The 15,575-nt window shown below is 54.3% G+C and carries 12 protein-coding genes; 9 read left to right on the forward strand and 3 right to left on the reverse strand.

Going from position 1 to position 15,575, the window contains the following annotated elements; translation table 11 throughout:
* Window positions 1-2: 2 nt before the first annotated feature.
* The 3 genes from GJA01_RS08630 to cobM are packed head-to-tail and all read left to right on the forward strand — an operon-like array spanning window position 3 to window position 2,370.
* Window positions 3-1,223 carry a bifunctional cobalt-precorrin-7 (C(5))-methyltransferase/cobalt-precorrin-6B (C(15))-methyltransferase gene (locus GJA01_RS08630; RefSeq protein WP_062505152.1) on the forward strand — a complete coding sequence of 407 codons (1,221 nt, stop codon included), beginning with the start codon at window positions 3-5 and terminating at the stop codon, window positions 1,221-1,223.
* Window positions 1,220-1,606 carry a cobalamin biosynthesis protein gene (locus tag GJA01_RS08635; RefSeq protein WP_082785310.1) on the forward strand — a complete coding sequence of 129 codons (387 nt, stop codon included), beginning with the start codon at window positions 1,220-1,222 and terminating at the stop codon, window positions 1,604-1,606. The genes GJA01_RS08630 and GJA01_RS08635 overlap by 4 nt, the downstream gene beginning before the upstream one ends.
* On the forward strand, window positions 1,603-2,370 hold the full coding sequence (gene cobM / locus GJA01_RS08640; protein ID WP_062505150.1) for a precorrin-4 C(11)-methyltransferase: 768 nt from the start codon (window positions 1,603-1,605) through the stop codon (window positions 2,368-2,370). The genes GJA01_RS08635 and cobM overlap by 4 nt, the downstream gene beginning before the upstream one ends.
* Here cobM and GJA01_RS08645 read toward each other — a convergent pair.
* Window positions 2,334-3,506 (reverse strand): cobalt-precorrin-5B (C(1))-methyltransferase, encoded by a 1,173-nt coding sequence (locus GJA01_RS08645; protein WP_062505232.1) that lies wholly within the window; start codon window positions 3,504-3,506, stop codon window positions 2,334-2,336. The two genes, cobM and GJA01_RS08645, sit on opposite strands and share 37 nt — an antisense overlap.
* Between GJA01_RS08645 and GJA01_RS08650 the strand changes: the two genes are divergently transcribed.
* Genes GJA01_RS08650 through GJA01_RS08660 form a run of 3 tightly spaced genes read left to right on the forward strand, consistent with a single transcriptional unit; the run spans window position 3,500 to window position 6,899 of the window.
* On the forward strand, window positions 3,500-4,822 hold the full coding sequence (locus GJA01_RS08650) for a cobyrinate a,c-diamide synthase (RefSeq protein ID WP_062505148.1): 1,323 nt from the start codon (window positions 3,500-3,502) through the stop codon (window positions 4,820-4,822). The genes GJA01_RS08645 and GJA01_RS08650 overlap by 7 nt on opposite strands.
* Window positions 4,819-5,427 carry a cob(I)yrinic acid a,c-diamide adenosyltransferase gene (gene cobO, locus GJA01_RS08655; protein ID WP_062505146.1) on the forward strand — a complete coding sequence of 203 codons (609 nt, stop codon included), beginning with the start codon at window positions 4,819-4,821 and terminating at the stop codon, window positions 5,425-5,427. The genes GJA01_RS08650 and cobO overlap by 4 nt, the downstream gene beginning before the upstream one ends.
* A 29-nt stretch (window positions 5,428-5,456) precedes the next feature.
* On the forward strand, window positions 5,457-6,899 hold the full coding sequence (locus tag GJA01_RS08660) for a cobyric acid synthase (RefSeq protein ID WP_062505230.1): 1,443 nt from the start codon (window positions 5,457-5,459) through the stop codon (window positions 6,897-6,899).
* 6 nt (window positions 6,900-6,905) lie between these two features.
* Here the strand turns inward: GJA01_RS08660 and cbiB are convergent, their stop codons facing one another.
* A complete protein-coding gene (gene cbiB, locus GJA01_RS08665) occupies window positions 6,906-7,898 on the reverse strand; it encodes an adenosylcobinamide-phosphate synthase CbiB (protein ID WP_062505144.1) in 993 nt (330 codons plus the stop codon).
* Window positions 7,899-7,934: 36 nt separating this feature from the next.
* Here cbiB and cobD point away from each other — a divergent pair, with 36 nt between their 5' ends.
* The 3 genes from cobD (at window position 7,935) to glgP (ending at window position 12,562) form a co-directional block, all read left to right on the forward strand.
* Window positions 7,935-8,972, forward strand: a complete 1,038-nt coding sequence (gene cobD, locus GJA01_RS08670; RefSeq protein ID WP_062505142.1) for a threonine-phosphate decarboxylase CobD — start codon at window positions 7,935-7,937, stop codon at window positions 8,970-8,972.
* The gene (locus tag GJA01_RS08675; RefSeq protein WP_082785309.1) at window positions 8,969-9,553 is read left to right on the forward strand and encodes a histidine phosphatase family protein; all 585 of its coding nucleotides are present in this window, start codon (window positions 8,969-8,971) and stop codon (window positions 9,551-9,553) included. Before cobD ends, GJA01_RS08675 begins: the two co-directional genes overlap by 4 nt.
* 501 nt (window positions 9,554-10,054) lie before the next feature.
* A complete protein-coding gene (glgP, locus tag GJA01_RS08680; RefSeq protein WP_062505136.1) occupies window positions 10,055-12,562 on the forward strand; it encodes an alpha-glucan family phosphorylase in 2,508 nt (835 codons plus the stop codon).
* 435 nt (window positions 12,563-12,997) lie between these two features.
* Here glgP and GJA01_RS08690 read toward each other — a convergent pair whose 3' ends face one another.
* Window positions 12,998-15,313: a TonB-dependent siderophore receptor gene (locus GJA01_RS08690; RefSeq protein WP_062505134.1), complete on the reverse strand. Its 2,316-nt coding sequence runs from the start codon at window positions 15,311-15,313 to the stop codon at window positions 12,998-13,000.
* Between the last annotated feature and the right edge of the window lie 262 nt (window positions 15,314-15,575).

Raw genomic sequence — 15,575 nt, forward strand, 5'->3', positions numbered from 1 at the left:
CGATGACACCCCCATGGCTCAGCGTTATCGGAATTGGCGAGGATGGTGTCGAGGGGCTTTCGTCTCTTGCGCGTCAGATCATCGCTCAGGCGGAGACAGTTTTCGGTGGAGAGCGTCATCTGAGACTGGCCGCTAGCGTGATCCGGGGAGCAACAGAAACTTGGGGTTCGCCGTTTTCTGACGGGATACAGCGTATTCTGGAGATGCGAGGAAAACCCGTAGCTGTTCTGGCTTCTGGAGATCCGTTCTTTTTTGGCGTTGGAAGCACGCTTTCAAGGCATCTTGAACCAAGGGAACTGATCTGCGTACCCGCACCATCCTCAATCGCCTGGGCCTGTGCCCGTCTTGGATGGGCACAACAAGACGTTCGTGTCTTTTCGCTATGCGGGAGACCTTTGGAAACGCTTGCACCGCACCTACAACCTGCTTTGAGACTGGTTGTTCTTTCTGCGGATGGGGATACACCCGGAATGGTCTGCCGCTTTCTGGCGAATCGAGGGTTTGGAAAGTCCCGAGTTCACGTTCTGGAGCGTCTTGGTGGTCCAGACGAGTGCATACGCCGTTTCCGGGCAGAAGATGGAACTTTGCCTGTCGCGGATCTCAATCTGATAGGCATTGAAATCCAAGCGAATAAAGACGCGCAGATCATTCCACTCGCTTCAGGCCTTGATGACGATCTGTTCGAGCATGATGGGCAGATTACCAAACGCGAAATTCGTTCCATCACCCTGTCCACACTTGCGCCGAGAACGGGGGAGGTTCTGTGGGACATTGGAGGAGGAGCCGGGTCGGTCGCGATTGAATGGATGCTGCGCCATCCCTCAAATCGCGCAATCGCTATTGAACAGAATTCAGAACGGGCAGCCCGGATCAGCCGCAACGCTCTGACGCTGGGCGTTCCCGGTTTGCAGGTTGTAGAAGGTCGTGCGCCCGGGGCGCTTGTGTCTCTGGATCGTCCTGATGCCGTGTTCATTGGCGGAGGCCTCACCAGCGAGGATATCTTCATGCAGGCGCGCAAGGCGCTCCCCGTGGGAGGACGTCTTGTTGCCAATGCTGTGACGCTTGAAGGAGAGGCCATACTGGCAGCTCAACATGCGAAATATGGTGGCACCCTAACGCGCATCGGCATTGAACGGCTCGACGCGGTAGGTCGTCTCCATGCATTTCGGCCCGCCATGCGAGTCACCCAGTATGGGACGACAATCTCAGGGGACAGTGAATGATTGTTGCAGGTATTGGCTGTCGGCCAGACATCACCACAGATGCTTTGTTGTCGCTGGTCCAACGTGTGTCGGCTGGTCACTTATTAGCCAGGCTCGCTGCTCCGGCCTTCAGACAAGGGGAACCGGCCATTTCTGCTCTGGCGAAAACTTTGAAAGTTGAACTGGTCTGGATCAGCGCGCAGGACATGGCTGAACGACAGGTAGAATGTGAAACTCATTCAGCTCTCGCTTTCGAAAAAACCGGTTTCAGTTCCGTGGCTGAGGCGTGCGCTCTTGCTGGAGCAGGGCCCAAAAGCCGCCTGTTCGTCACACGACAGAGCGACAGAGACGTGACCTGCGCACTTGCGATATCATCAGACAGGACAAGGATAGAGAACGGATGACGATCCATTTCATTGGCGCTGGTCCTGGCGCAGCCGATCTTCTGACACTTCGTGGTCGTGACCTTCTGGCGTCTTGCCCGGTCTGTCTTTATGCGGGCTCTATCGTCCCTGAGGAAATGCTGGAGCATTGCCCTCAGGACGTCCGCAAAGTAAACACTGCGCCGCTTTCTCTGGACCAGATCGAGCAGGAATATGTTCGAGCTTATGAAGCCGGGCAGGACGTTGCGCGTCTCCACTCTGGGGATCTTTCCATTTACAGTGCAATCGCCGAACAGACCCGTCGTCTGGACAGGTTGGGTATTCCCTGGACCATGACACCTGGTGTGCCTGCTTTCGCTGCGGCCGCGTCTGTTCTCGGCAAAGAACTGACAGTCCCCGAAGTGGCGCAGACTGTCGTACTCACCCGCGTCAGCGGGCGCGCATCGTCCATGCCTCCCCGGGAAACATTGGCAGCTTATGCAGCGACGGGAGCAACGCTCGCCATCCACCTTGCAGTCCATGCGCTCGAGCGGATCGTAAAGGAGCTGCTGCCGTTTTATGGGGCAGACTGCCCAGTGGCAGTCGTTGCACGGGCAACCTGGCCGGACCAGATTACCATTCGGGCAACACTTGGCACATTGCAGGAAAAAGCGTCCGAAAGCCCCGTCGAACGGACCGCGCTTGTTCTGGTGGGGCCTGCTCTTGGCGCGGAAGAATTTCGGGAAAGTGCGCTGTATGACCCCGAGTATCAGAGACGTTTCAGAGGTGGGTTACCCACTGGATGACTGCGCCCAACGCACTGCCCTTGCCGGTTAAATACCAGCACATCCAGCATAACGTTACTGCCTTCCAGAACGCTGAGGGCAAATTGTCGTGCAACACTTGCGATATGATCTCCAAGCGGGATCCCCACCTGGGATGCGAGCAGAAAAGCTTCTGCAACGGTTGGCGTGAGGGCAATGGCCTCCGCGAGGTCTGGGGCGGCACCAGCAGTCGTCGCCAGCGCCGCGAGGGCAGTCATGTCGGCGCTTCCACGCTTGGAATGCAGATCCATCCGGCCCTGAGCCAGTTTCGTCATTTTCGCAATACCGCCCCCGATCGTCAGACGTGGAACCGGATGGCGTCGGATATATTTGAGAACACCGCCTGCGAAATCTCCCATTTCGATCAGAGCGGTCTCCGGCAACCCGTAAAGTTCCTGAACAGCATGTTCAGAAACATTTCCAGTGGTAGCAGCCAGGTGGGGAAGGTTGAGGGCACGTGCGACGTCAATGCCTCGATGGATACTGTCGATCCATGCGGAGCAGGAAAAAGGTACGACAATCCCGGTTGTGCCCAGAATAGACAGACCGCCAACAATCCCCAGCCGACTGTTCAGTGTCTTTTTCGCCAAGGCGATCCCGTTTTCGACCGACAGCGTCACTTCCGCGGAAACATTCGATCCGGAAACGTCTTCAAGCGCGCGAATAATCATCTGGCGGGGAACAGGGTTAATGGCGGGCTCTCCGGGCGGCAGAGGCAGACCGGGGCGGGTAATGGTGCCTACACCGACACCCGCTACGAATGTCACACCGTTTCCCGATGGATGTTCCCGTACCGCCGCATGAATGAGAGCGCCATGCGTCACATCCGGGTCATCGCCCGCGTCCTTGACGACGGCCGCCCAGGCTCCGTTTTCGTTGAAGCCCTGACCAGCAAGAACGAAGCTGGCCGATTTGCCGCCGGGAAGAGTGATGAGGACCGGATCAGGGAACTGACCCGTCTTCAAAGCCGTCCATGCTGCCTTGGCCGCCGCCGTAGCGCAGCTTCCGGTCGTCCAGCCATATCGGAGTGGGGGCGCTTTGGCAGTCATCAGGTACAGAATACGATATTTATGCCTGAAAGCGAGCCACACACTCTGAACGAAGGCAAGAAATGACACGCGCTATCATGATTGCTGCTCCCCGTTCAGGCGGAGGGAAGACAACGACGACCCTCGGGCTGCTGGCGGCTCTACGCGGAAGAAACATTGCCGTTCAGGCGGCGAAAACCGGGCCAGACTATATAGACCCTGCGTTTCATGAGGTTGTGACAGGACGCTCCAGCCTCAATCTGGACAGTTGGGCCATGACGCCCAGCCTTTTGGAAACCATGCTTGTCCGGTCTGCTGAAGGGGCGGACCTGCTGGTGGTTGAATCGGCTATGGGATTGTTTGATGGGCTGCTCGAGCCTGAAAAGTCGCGCGGAGCACCATCGGATATCGCGGCCCGTTTCGATATCCCGGTTGTGCTGGTTCTGGATATCTCAGGGCAGGGACAATCAGCCGCCGCCATCGCACATGGCTTCGCAACACTGGACCCTGATGTTCGTGTTGCGGGTGTTGTTCTGAACCAGGTTGCGTCCCCCCGTCATCTTTCCATGGCGCGTGAGGCTGTGCTTGCGGCTGGAATCCCGGTTCTGGGAGCATTCATGCGTGATCCGTCTCTAAAATTGCCCGAACGGCATCTTGGGCTGGTGCAGGCACGAGAACAGGCGACGTTAGAAGAGCTTCTCCAGCGCCTTCAGAGCCGAGCGGAAGAATCGCTTGATCTCGATAATCTTCTTCAAGCCGCATCACCAATGAACGCGCAGGACAGAGGAGAGCTTGCCGTTCTGCCACCCGGACAACGGATCGCGGTTGCGGATGATGCTGCATTTTCCTTTCTTTACGGGCATGTTGCAAAAAGCTGGCGGCAGGCCGGTGCAGAACTGATCCCGTTCTCGCCTCTCGCCAATGAGGGGCCTGATGAGAGCTGCGACGCCTGTTGGCTTCCCGGTGGATATCCGGAACTGCATGCAGGCTCTCTGGCTGCGGCAGATCAGTTTATCAGACGTCTTGCAGCTTTCTCCCGAACTCGCCCGGTTCATGGAGAATGTGGAGGCTTCATGGTGTTGGGACGGGCGCTTGAAGATGCTGATGGCATAATCCATCAGATGACCGGCCTTCTCAGCCATGAGACAAGTTTCGCAAAGCGGAAAATGAATCTTGGCTACCGGGAAGCTATTCTCCAGACGGATTGCGCTCTGGGTACGAAAGGCGCGGTTTTTCGTGGGCATGAATTTCACTACGCCCGTGTGACAAATCCGGGAAAGGACTCTGCGCTGGCACTCCTTCGCGATGGGAATGGCAACGATCTGGGGTTAGCAGGCGGATATCGTGGGCATGTGTCAGGTTCATTTTTTCACGTCATGGCAGGCAGAGGCAAGGACGCGGCATGAGTATTTCGGATGAAAACGCCCGCTATCGGGAAAAAATGCAGAAACGCAAGGATATGCAGGACCAGGAAGTCGCATCCAAGACCGTGGAAAAAGGCATTCTGGCTGTTCACACCGGACCGGGAAAAGGGAAATCAACGGCGGCTTTCGGCCTTGCCCTGAGGGCACTGGGTCATGGCCGACGGGTTGTGGTGGTACAGTTCATCAAAGGGGCCTGGATGACGGGGGAAAGGTCCGCTCTGGAGCGTTTTGAGGACCTTCTTGAATGGCACACCATGGGCGAGGGCTTTACATGGGAGACACAGGATCGCTCAAGGGATATCGCGGCCTGTGAGCGCGCCTGGGAGGTTGCGAAAGAAGCTTTGAAGCGTGACGATGTCGGTTTGGTGGTTCTGGACGAACTGAATATTGCCCTGCGTTATGACTACCTTCCGCTGGAGCAGGTTCTGTCTGACCTCAAGGACAGACCAGCCATGCAGCACGTCGTCATTACTGGCAGAAACGCCAAGCCTGCTTTGGTGGAAGCAGCGGATCTGGTGACGGAAATGACATTGGTAAAGCATCATTTCAGCGCAGGCGTCAAAGCACAGGCCGGGTTTGAATTCTGATGGGTAGCGTACCGAAGACGCGGGCTCTCATGTTTCAGGGAACCGGCTCCAGCGTTGGAAAATCGGTGCTGGTTGCGGGTATTGCCCGTGCTTTGACGCGACGTGGACTAAAGGTAAGGCCCTTCAAACCTCAGAATATGTCCAATAACGCCGCCGTAACGCGCGATGGTGGTGAAATCGGGCGTGCGCAGGCCTTGCAGGCGCGCGCTTGCGGTGTTGATCCAACGGTCGATATGAACCCCGTTTTGCTGAAGCCACAAAGCGAAACCGGCTCACAGCTGGTCGTCTGTGGAAAGATGCGCGGAACCGTTCGGGCTCGGGAATATCAAAGCGTCAAAAAAGCTCTTCTACCAGAAGTTCTCAGTGCTTTTCAGCGACTGGCGGCAGACGCGGATATTGTTTTGATCGAAGGGGCAGGGTCTGCGTCCGAAGTCAATCTCAGGGCGAATGACATTGCTAATATGGGGTTTGCTGAGGCAGCGAATGTCAACGTCGTTCTGATTGGTGATATTGACCGGGGCGGCGTAATTGCCAGTCTGGTAGGTACCAAAGCCGTTCTGCCTGACACGGATGCCGCGCGGATCAAGGGATTTATTGTCAACAGAATGCGTGGAGATGCCTCGCTGTTTGCTGCAGGTATGACCGTTATCGCTCAGCAAACAGGTTGGCCGCCTCTTGGACTTGTCACGCATCTGGCGCGCGTCGGAGATCTGCCGGCCGAGGACGCTTCAGACCTTATAACGACCACGGGGGCTGCGAGTGGCCTTCGCATAGCCGTGCCGCACCTGCCAACAATTGCCAATTTTGATGATCTCGATCCCTTAAAATCCGACCCGGGCGTTTCTCTGGATATTGTTCCGCCGGGTCGGCCGCTCCCCGTATGTGATCTCGTCATCCTTCCAGGATCAAAGGCGACTATTTCTGACCTGAAGGCCTTCAAGGAACAGGGGTGGGATATAGATCTCAAGGCCCATGTCCGTCGAGGAGGTCGAGTTCTGGGTATCTGTGGTGGGTATCAGATGCTTGGTTACGCGATTGAAGATCGGGAGGGCCTTGAAGGCTCCTGCGAAATGGTGGAAGGGCTGGGTCTGCTGAATGTGAAGACGGTGCTGACAAAGGAGAAACGTCTGACCGAAGTGTGCGGAACCCTTCTTCCAGAAAACATTGCACTGTCCGGATACGAGATTCATATTGGTCGCACGACCGGAGCGGATTGCAACCGGCCTTTTGCTATTCTTGAAGGCCAGCCTGATGGCGCCGTTTCTGCAAACGGGCAGGTCTGGGGAACGTATCTGCATGGGCTGCTTTCTGGCGGCAAGGCACGCGCAGCACTTCTCGCACGTCTTGGGATGCCACTCAGTTCCTTGCAGGATCAAGATGAGCGTGTTGAAAACGCCTTGGACGAGTGGGCTGACCATCTGGAGAGCTGTCTGGATCTGGGCGCGCTTTTATCTTTGGCTCAGCCTGTTTGATGTGCGTCAGAGCCAGAGCCACGACGCCAGTCCGATAAGAACAAGACCCTGAACCCCACATGCCCGACGATAGAGCCGGAGTGCCCTTGCGAGATCGTCTTGTATCGCTTCCGATCGGCCATTGCCCATCCAATGGTCTTCAACCATCACGCCACCATAGACACGGGGTCCTGCAAGTTTGAGGCCCAGTGCACCTGCCATGGCAGCTTCCGGCCAGCCTGCATTGGGGGAGCGATGATGGCGGGCATCGTATCTGACGGCCTGAAAAGCCCCCAATGGACTGGCCTGCCGCATCGTCATGGCGCCAAGAATGATCCACACTGCAGAAAGACGGGAAGCGGGGAGATTGATCAGATCATCCAGCTTCGCAGAGGCCCATCCGAAGGCAGCATGACGAGGCGTGAGATGGCCAATCATGCTATCCGCAGTATTGATAGATTTGTAGAACACAACTCCGGGCAGACCCCCAAGCGCCGCCCAGAACAGCGGTGCGACGATCCCGTCCGAGAAATTTTCAGCCAGACTTTCGATGGCTGCCCGGATCACACTGGCTTCGTCCAGTTGCTCGGGATCACGCCCTACAATCATGGAGACAGCTTTCCTGCCTCCTGCCAGGCCTTCGCGCTTCAAGCCATACAGAACGGCGCGGACGTGTTCCCAGAGGGATCTTTGAGCAATAAGGGTGCTTGCGACCAACCCTTCCAGAATATGGATTTCCAGAGGAGTGGCGATCAGGCTCAAAAGCTTGAGAGACAACAAGACAATCAAGACAGGAAGTGCCGTCAGTAAGCCAAGAGCAATGACACCTTTGAGTTTGCGACGTCCTGGAGTGTCATTGGAATGGTTGAGCCGATGATCCAGTCGGGCGATAAGAGCGCCAACCCACGTCACGGGATGGCCAATCAGACGAAACAGCCAGGCCGGATAGCCAAAAACGGCCTCGATTGCGCAGGCGAGACAGGCAACGGAAATCGTGTGGGAGAGAAAGGAGACGCTCATGGACCTGCATATTTCATCCGGATGCCGTGATCTAGCATGACGGCAGCCATGCTGAAAAATATGCCAGCTCATGGTGGGCAGGTTCGTCAGATCATGCGATCTTTTCCCGAAGCGCCACAACCCTTTGTGGATCTTTCAACCGGGATCAGCCCTTACGCTTACCCTGTCGATCAGGCGGTGATAGGGGATTGGACACGATTACCAGAAGCGGAAGAAGAAGAAGCGCTCCGGCAGGCTGCTGCTCAGGCTTACGGCGCGGCATCTTCCGATATGATCGTTGCCGGGCCAGGAACACAGATGCTTATCGCACTGTTGCCAGTGGTCCTGCAGGCTAAACGTGTCACGATTTTTGGCCCGACATACTCTGGGCATGAGCAATCCTGGCGTAATGCAGGAGCAGACGTTTCAATTGTGACGGATTGTTCCAGTTTTGAAAACGCCGTTGATCAGCCGAATCAGGTCTGTGTCCTCTGCAATCCTAACAATCCAGACGGCCGCTACCTCTCGATTGCATATCTTCGTAGACTCTCAGAAAGATGCGCCAAATCAGGATCTTATCTGATTGTGGACGAGGCTTTTGCAGATTTTGAAGAAGAAAATACAGTTTCTCTCCTTCCTTTCCCAAGACTGGTTATCTTGCGATCTTTTGGGAAAAGCTACGGATTGCCAGGGATAAGGCTTGGTTTTCTGGTGGCCTCCAAGAATCTTGCAGATCAAATGCGCACATTTATGGGGGACTGGGCTGTCAGTGCGCCCGCACTGACCATAGGGTATCAGGCGCTCACCAATACGGCATGGATTACTCATATCAGGACGCGTCTTGATGATGACATGACAAGGCTTAACGCCGCCCTGACCAGCGCTGGACTGCTTGTGTATGGATCAACGCGTTTGTTTACTTTGATCCACACACAACAGGCGTCTGAACTTTGGATGTTCCTGTGCAAAAAAGGGATTGTAACGCGCGTTTTCCCCCAGCGCCCTGTTGAGTTGAGACTGGGAGTACCCCGCAATGAGGAAGAGTGGCATCGACTGGAAAGAGCCCTGTCTGACTGGGCGTCCGGGTCCAGATGAAGCTTCTCTGTTTCGCATTGTCGATGTTGCCAAGTCTAAAACAGGGCGTTTTCCCTGACGGGAAGGTGCTGCGAGACTTTTCAGAGCTACGAAAGCTCGCTTGGCCGACGGCTGATCAATGGGTTGTCGGGACTTTACAAGAAGGAGCAGAACAACTGGCAGAAACTATCGGACAGCTAGTTACGGTCGCCCCAGAATTGTGTTCTCGTCATTATGGAGCGTGGAGCGGACGCCCTTTGAAGACAATTTCAGCAGAAGATCTGGAGAAATGGCTTCATGATCCGAAGTTTGTGCCGCCGGCCGGAGAAAGCCGTAGCATGGTCTATCATCGCGTGGTGCAGTGGCTTCGGAAGATCCAGACAAAAGATGAGACAGTGGCGGTAATGGCGGACGCCGATATCGTCCGGCTCCTGATTCTGGCCTGTCTTGGATTGGATGTGACTTGGGAAAATCTAATGGATGTCGCACCGACAAGCTGGAACATTCTTTCTTACCGGACGCACTGGCGTCTGCAGACCCTCTCTCTTCCTCCTGAAAAATCAGGTTTTGAAACTACTTGCGGGTCAAAAAACGATCATTGATCCAGGCCGCTGCGCCAACAGCGACAAGAATTGGTCCCAGAATAAACAGGGCGGCGACAAGGCTAATAACAATAATAACCCCAAGCGACATGATGTTTTCTCCCAACCTAAAAAAGAAACTTTCACGCACGGAAGCACGTTTGCCACGGTTCCCGCATATATCTGACAGATTTGTGCTTCATAATCACCTCTGAAAAGGGGAACGCCGTGCGTTATTTTCTGTTTTTCCTTTCAGGAATAGCTTTTACGCATTTCTGGCTGCGAAGGGTCTCGCTCAAAAATAGTCCTGCGTTGTGTAGTTCGTGACTTGATTACTGGAGAGAAACTGGCTGCTTGTGGTCGAAAAGACGATTTTCTTTCTGGGAATAAAGCATGACATCACGAAGTATGTCTGCGCTATTCTGAAAGCGTCTTTCTTTGGCTTTGGTGCGTTATACTTCTGGTCAACGTGCTTGCATGAGGCAATGTCCTTCAGGCAAAAGCCATGGGAGTTCCGGTCTAATGACTGCAACATCACCCCGTCCATCACGGACGACAGAAACAGCTTTGAAAATTCTCGCACTGGATCTTCACTGGACCTGGAACCATGAAGCCGATCTTCTGTGGCAAAGTATCAATCCTGACCTCTGGGAAAAAACGCGCAATCCCTGGATTACGCTGACTAGGACACCCAAATCAGACCTTGCAGCAGCTCTGAGTGATCCTGACACCAAGGCGTTGATAAAAGCCAGTATGGCGCGACGGAAGTACGAACTCGAACGGCGTACCTGGTTTACTCAAAAATACCCGGAAAGCAGTCTGTCTGAAGTCGCCTATTTCAGCATGGAATTCATGCTTAGCGAGGCTCTTCCCATTTATTCAGGTGGGTTGGGAAATGTAGCCGCCGATCAACTCAAAGCCGCCAGTGATCTGGGTGTACCAGTTGTCGCGGTAGGGCTCCTGTATGCACAAGGGTATTTCCGGCAGGAAATTACGCCTGAAGGCACGCAGAAAGCCCTTTATCCCTTTAATGACCCCGCTCATCTCCCTATTCAGCCCGTTCTAACGCCTGACGGCGAATGGTTTCGCCTATCTGTCCAGACTGCGACGGGGGAAATCTGGCTCCGTGCCTGGAAGGCCGTCATTGGGCGGGCAACCCTGTATCTTCTGGATACGAATGACCCTTCCAACCCTCCCGCCATTCGCTGCATTACCACGCAGCTTTACGGAGGCGATGCTGAACTTCGACTGCGTCAGGAAATGGTTCTGGGTATTGGGGGCTGGCGGCTTCTGCATGTTCTCGGACATAGACCAGAGATCTGCCATCTGAATGAAGGCCATGCAGCCTTCGCCGCATTGGAAAGAGCGCGGTGCATTGCAGAAGACCTGAATATTCCGTTTTCACAAGCACAGATTATCGCTCGGGCTGGGACACTTTTCACAACCCATACTGCTGTTCCCGCCGGATTTGACCTTTTCCCGCCCAAATTGATCGAAAGCCATCTGACGTTTTATTCGGAAGAACGTCTCGGTCTCCCCATTCAGGAGTTTCTGGCCCTCGGGAGACTTAATCCGGAGAATACGGATGAGTTTTTCAACATGGCCTATCTGGCCATGAAAAGCAGTTGTGCAGTGAATGGTGTCAGTCAATTGCACGGAGAGGTGAGCCGCTCTCTTTTTGCTCCGTTGTTTCCTCGTTGGCCACAAAGGGAAGTTCCGGTTTCCTTTGTTACCAATGGCGTTCATACTCCTACGTGGGATTCTGTTGCAGCGGACGATCTTTGGACCAGAATAGCCGGGAAGGGACGCTGGCAGGGAACGCTCGAAGGACTGGGAGACGCTGTTCGTCATCTGGATGACGAAAGTTTATGGCAGATGAGATGCGCCTCAAGGCGTGGTCTTCTTCAGGCGTTATCCGAGGAGCTTCCCTCCCGACAATGTACCGTCGGAGAGGATGGGCTATGGTGCCTGCCAACCCCCGCTCTCAGGCCAGACGCACTTACGATCGGGTTTGCCAGACGATTTGCGACTTACAAGCGCCCGGATCTTATTCTGCATGATGAGGAACGGCTTGTCAGGCTTCTGAAAGACGAGAACCGCCCTGTTCAGATCATTCTGGCTGGAAAAGCTCACCCCAAAGACATGGAGGGGCAGGCCATGATTACGCGCTGGGTCAACTTTTGCCAGCGTCAGGATATCGTAGGCAAGGTCGTTTTTCTGGCAGATTACGATATGGCTCTCGCACAGAAGATGGTCCAGGGCGTAGATCTCTGGCTGAATACGCCGCGTCGTCCGTGGGAAGCCAGCGGCACGAGCGGCATGAAGGTTCTGGTGAATGGTGGCCTGAATCTTTCTGAAAGGGACGGATGGTGGGCGGAAGCCTATACCCCGGAAGTCGGATGGGCATTGGGGGATGGGTTGGAGCATGGAGGGGACCCGGCTTTCGATCATACCGATGCGCAGGAACTGTATCGACTGCTGGAAGAACACGTTTTGCCAGAGTTTTTTGAGCGCGATGAACAAGGCATTCCTCGGGCCTGGACCGCCAAAATTCGGGAGAGCATGGCTCGTCTGACACCGGATTTTTCTGCAAACCGCACTGTTCGCGAATATACGGAGACGTTCTATCTGCCTCTGTCAGAGCGCTACAGAGAGCGGTACCAGATCGATAGGTGCTCTGCCCCCGATATTTTTGACCGTAGTAAAATGCTTCAGGCAGGATGGAGCAGCCTCCGGATTGGAGAAGTGGTTATTCCTGATAAGGAGAGTGGTAAATCTCCTCATGCTTTCATCCATCCCGGAACGATCGATCCAAAATTGCTCGATGTTCAGCTTTATGCCGAACCAATAGAGGAGAAGGCGCGGATCGTGCCTCTCCATCGAACTGAAGATCTTCAGGATGGGTGGATCGCTTACGAGACAGATGTGAATCTGGAGGGAGAAATCTCTGATTATACGCTTCGTATCATACCCGTTATGGACGGTCTGTGCGTTCCTCTGGAGGCGCCTTTCATCCTTTGGCAACGATAAAGGATATCTGCGTTGTCGCCAGGGGAGTGGAGTATCATGTCATGAGGTCTGACACGGTACTTTCTCCGTCTGTGCGATCTGTCCCAGGCGTGCACTCATGCAAAAAAGCGATCCTGGATTAAGAGGCATTATTTTCTTTTGTGTGAGAAAACTTATCTCTCCCGAGCGTTTTCTTTCATAGAGGGCTGCACACGCCTCGTGTTCCAGCGGCAGCCGGAGAAAGATCATGGAAAAACGTTGGGTTCTTCTAACAATTATTATCGTTCTCGCAGCTCTCATCATGCTGTTGATGTGGTCTAAGCAGACCGATCCCGGTACGGTAGGGGCAGGCACACATACAGAGAAAACTGCTCCCCAGGCGCTTAACACCGTGCCTCCGTATCCTTTGAGCCACGGTGTGTTTCAGTCAATTTGTAGAGCAGCCTAAAGCCGGCGTCAGAAGTTTGATCGGAGCGTAAACATGAAGTTTCTCGGCTCTCCGTAGTAGTTATAGTAGTAAAGATTACCGAGGCGCTGGTAGTAACGTTTGTTGGCGATGTTGTTCAATGTTGCAGACAGGGACAGATATTTGTTCCACTGATAGCTGGCTTGAACAGATCCAATGATATAGCCGCCCTGAGTGACGGTGCGGTTGGTACCAAAAGTGCTGGTCTGGGCATTCAGACCACCTCCGATACTCCAAATGTTTTTCTGTGCCCCATGATAAGGTTCAAAGCGATAATGCGTCCACAGCTTCCACAAGTGCTTGGGTGAGTTCCCGGCATAGGTCAGGCCGGCTTGGGTCGCATTTCCATTATTGACGATCTTGTTGTCGTTATATGTGTAGCTGGCGTTGATGTCCCATCCTTCCAGCGGGCGACCAATCAGTTCGGCTTCCGCGCCCTGACTGCGGGTCTTGCCGGTAGCGACATAACAGTCATCCACTCCACCTGGGCCACAGATAGCACCAATCGTACTGTTATAAATTGCTTCGTTCTTCTGGATGATCTTGTAGCCTGACAGGGTCATGCCCAGATGGCCTTTAAAGAACTCACCCTTGATACCACCCTCAAGCTGATTGCCTCGAACAGGGGCAAGGCGCCCCGTTGTGTCGAAAGCCGATTGCGGGGAGAAGGTAGAAACATAGCTGACATAAGCCGTGACGTTTGGACGCAGATGGAGAACGCCGCCGATATAAGGGGTCAGAATACCTTGTTGATCAATGTCGGTGCTGGTTGTGCCAACGGTTGGGGAAATACGACGCGTCTTGCTGACGTAACCACTGACGCGACCGCCAATCAGAATAGCAAAAGGTGAAATCGGTTTGATTTGTGCCTGGCCGTACACGCCCCACTGGGTCGAGGGCTCCCAATAGCGATTGCTGATCGTAGGAAGCGCAAGGGATGGAATAGAGCCTGAGGCCATCAGCGGAATTCCTCCCAGCGCAGCATAGCTGCGGGAATTTACGCTGGCTCCGCCACCTTCATAGACGTAGCGGTCATAATTAGCGCCCATCATCAGGGTATGTCGCTGCCCGAAAAGATGCACTGGCCCCGTGACATAGGCATCCAGGCCATCATTGGTTTCGTCATACCGAGTATTGGCGACGACAAAATTTCCGGTTCGGGCCGCAGCGTTATAGGCATTGAGGTAAGCATATTGCAGCGTTGTATCGGCCGTTCGATGCCGATAGTTGATGCGCCCGCGCCATCCATGTGAAAACAGATGCTCAAGTTGAGCTTCTACTTCCGTCATGGGGACTTCGGATTTCCCCCAGTTAGCGCCAACAAAGGTACTAGTTGGCAGATTCAAATCCGCACCGTTGCTGGCACGGGGCAGGCCCATGTAGCGCGTTGTATCGTTGGTCTGGGACGTGACTGAAACAGTCAGCGTGTCACGGCGGGTCAGATGGACGTCTGTCACGCCATAAATCGTCCACCGACGGTCGTAGGCGTTGTTGTAGAACTGATTGCGATCAGTCCCTGCAAAGACGAGACGTGCAGAGATGATCTTTGAATGTGCGATGGGTCCACCCACGTCCAGTGTGGCGTGATAGTTATTCCATGACCCGGCAGAGAACGAGGCATTTCCCTGGAAATCGTTGGTTGGGCGCTTGTGCACGAAATTGACGCTACCGCCAGGTGTGCTGGAGCCCTGTAGCATGCCATCCGGTCCGCGCAGAACCTCGATACGGTCATAGATTGCCAGATCATACTGCTGGCTGAGGGTCAGCCCCCCCATGGATGGAACGCCGTCATACTGCGCCTGCAGAGTAAATCCACGCGCTGTGTATCCGCCAGTTCCGTCTCCATACATGTTGACGTTGACACCAGCGACCTGTTTGAGCGCAGCATCAACCGTATTGAGATTCTGATCTTTCATCTGCTGGCTGCTAAGCACCGAGATGGATTGAGGAACGTCCATAGGCTTGAGCAGCATCTTGGTCGTCGAAACAGCCGAGACAGTATAGGTGCCGGTCCCATCCGTAGATGCGTCCTTGCGGTGACCTTCTACAAGAAGTTGTTCGATGCTTCCGGGAGGCTGGTTGTCGTCCTGGGCGTTCGAATGCGCTTGTGTTTTGCTGTCCTGGTGAACGGAAGGGGTTTTGGTCGAAGCCGTGGGAAGGAGTTTTTTATGTCCGTCTTCAGGTTTCCCAGTATCGTCAGACGTAGCGGCAAATGCGCCAGTCCATGACCCGGACAGCAAAAATGCTGTGAACAACGCAGGATAAAGCTTCTTCCGGGGTAAGGAACCCGACAGGACAGGTTTCATGGAATGGTCTGACTACCTCCAGCAAGAATGAGTGTTCGCGGGAATGTTACATATATTTCTGCGAACTTTTTATGAAGATGATACTCATTCTCAGAAAGAGCAATATGAAAGTTAAATGTTTTTTCAATATAGAGGTGTTGCGAAGCGATTTTCCAAGAGTTTTCAGAGGTACCATAAGCCTTGGAAAACCTTTGATATATATACCCCATAGGGGAATCGTTCAGAGGAGGTCTACCGCGCTGGTTTGTCTCACTTCGTCAAT

The sequence above is a fragment of the Gluconobacter japonicus genome, from assembly GCF_002723975.1.
GTDB lineage: Bacteria > Pseudomonadota > Alphaproteobacteria > Acetobacterales > Acetobacteraceae > Gluconobacter > Gluconobacter japonicus.

Excerpts from the sequence above, each read along its gene's own strand:
- GJA01_RS08630 (WP_062505152.1), top strand. The coding sequence starts at position 3 with ATGACACCCCCATGGCTCAGCGTTATCGGAATTGGCGAGGATGGTGTC.
- GJA01_RS08635 (WP_082785310.1), top strand. The coding sequence starts at position 1,220 with ATGATTGTTGCAGGTATTGGCTGTCGGCCAGACATCACCACAGATGCT.
- cobM (WP_062505150.1), top strand. The coding sequence starts at position 1,603 with ATGACGATCCATTTCATTGGCGCTGGTCCTGGCGCAGCCGATCTTCTG.
- GJA01_RS08650 (WP_062505148.1), top strand. The coding sequence starts at position 3,500 with ATGACACGCGCTATCATGATTGCTGCTCCCCGTTCAGGCGGAGGGAAG.
- cobO (WP_062505146.1), top strand. The coding sequence starts at position 4,819 with ATGAGTATTTCGGATGAAAACGCCCGCTATCGGGAAAAAATGCAGAAA.
- GJA01_RS08660 (WP_062505230.1), top strand. The coding sequence starts at position 5,457 with ATGTTTCAGGGAACCGGCTCCAGCGTTGGAAAATCGGTGCTGGTTGCG.
- cbiB (WP_062505144.1), bottom strand. The coding sequence starts at position 7,898 with ATGAGCGTCTCCTTTCTCTCCCACACGATTTCCGTTGCCTGTCTCGCC.
- cobD (WP_062505142.1), top strand. The coding sequence starts at position 7,935 with ATGACGGCAGCCATGCTGAAAAATATGCCAGCTCATGGTGGGCAGGTT.
- GJA01_RS08675 (WP_082785309.1), top strand. The coding sequence starts at position 8,969 with ATGAAGCTTCTCTGTTTCGCATTGTCGATGTTGCCAAGTCTAAAACAG.
- glgP (WP_062505136.1), top strand. The coding sequence starts at position 10,055 with ATGACTGCAACATCACCCCGTCCATCACGGACGACAGAAACAGCTTTG.
- GJA01_RS08690 (WP_062505134.1), bottom strand. The coding sequence starts at position 15,313 with ATGAAACCTGTCCTGTCGGGTTCCTTACCCCGGAAGAAGCTTTATCCT.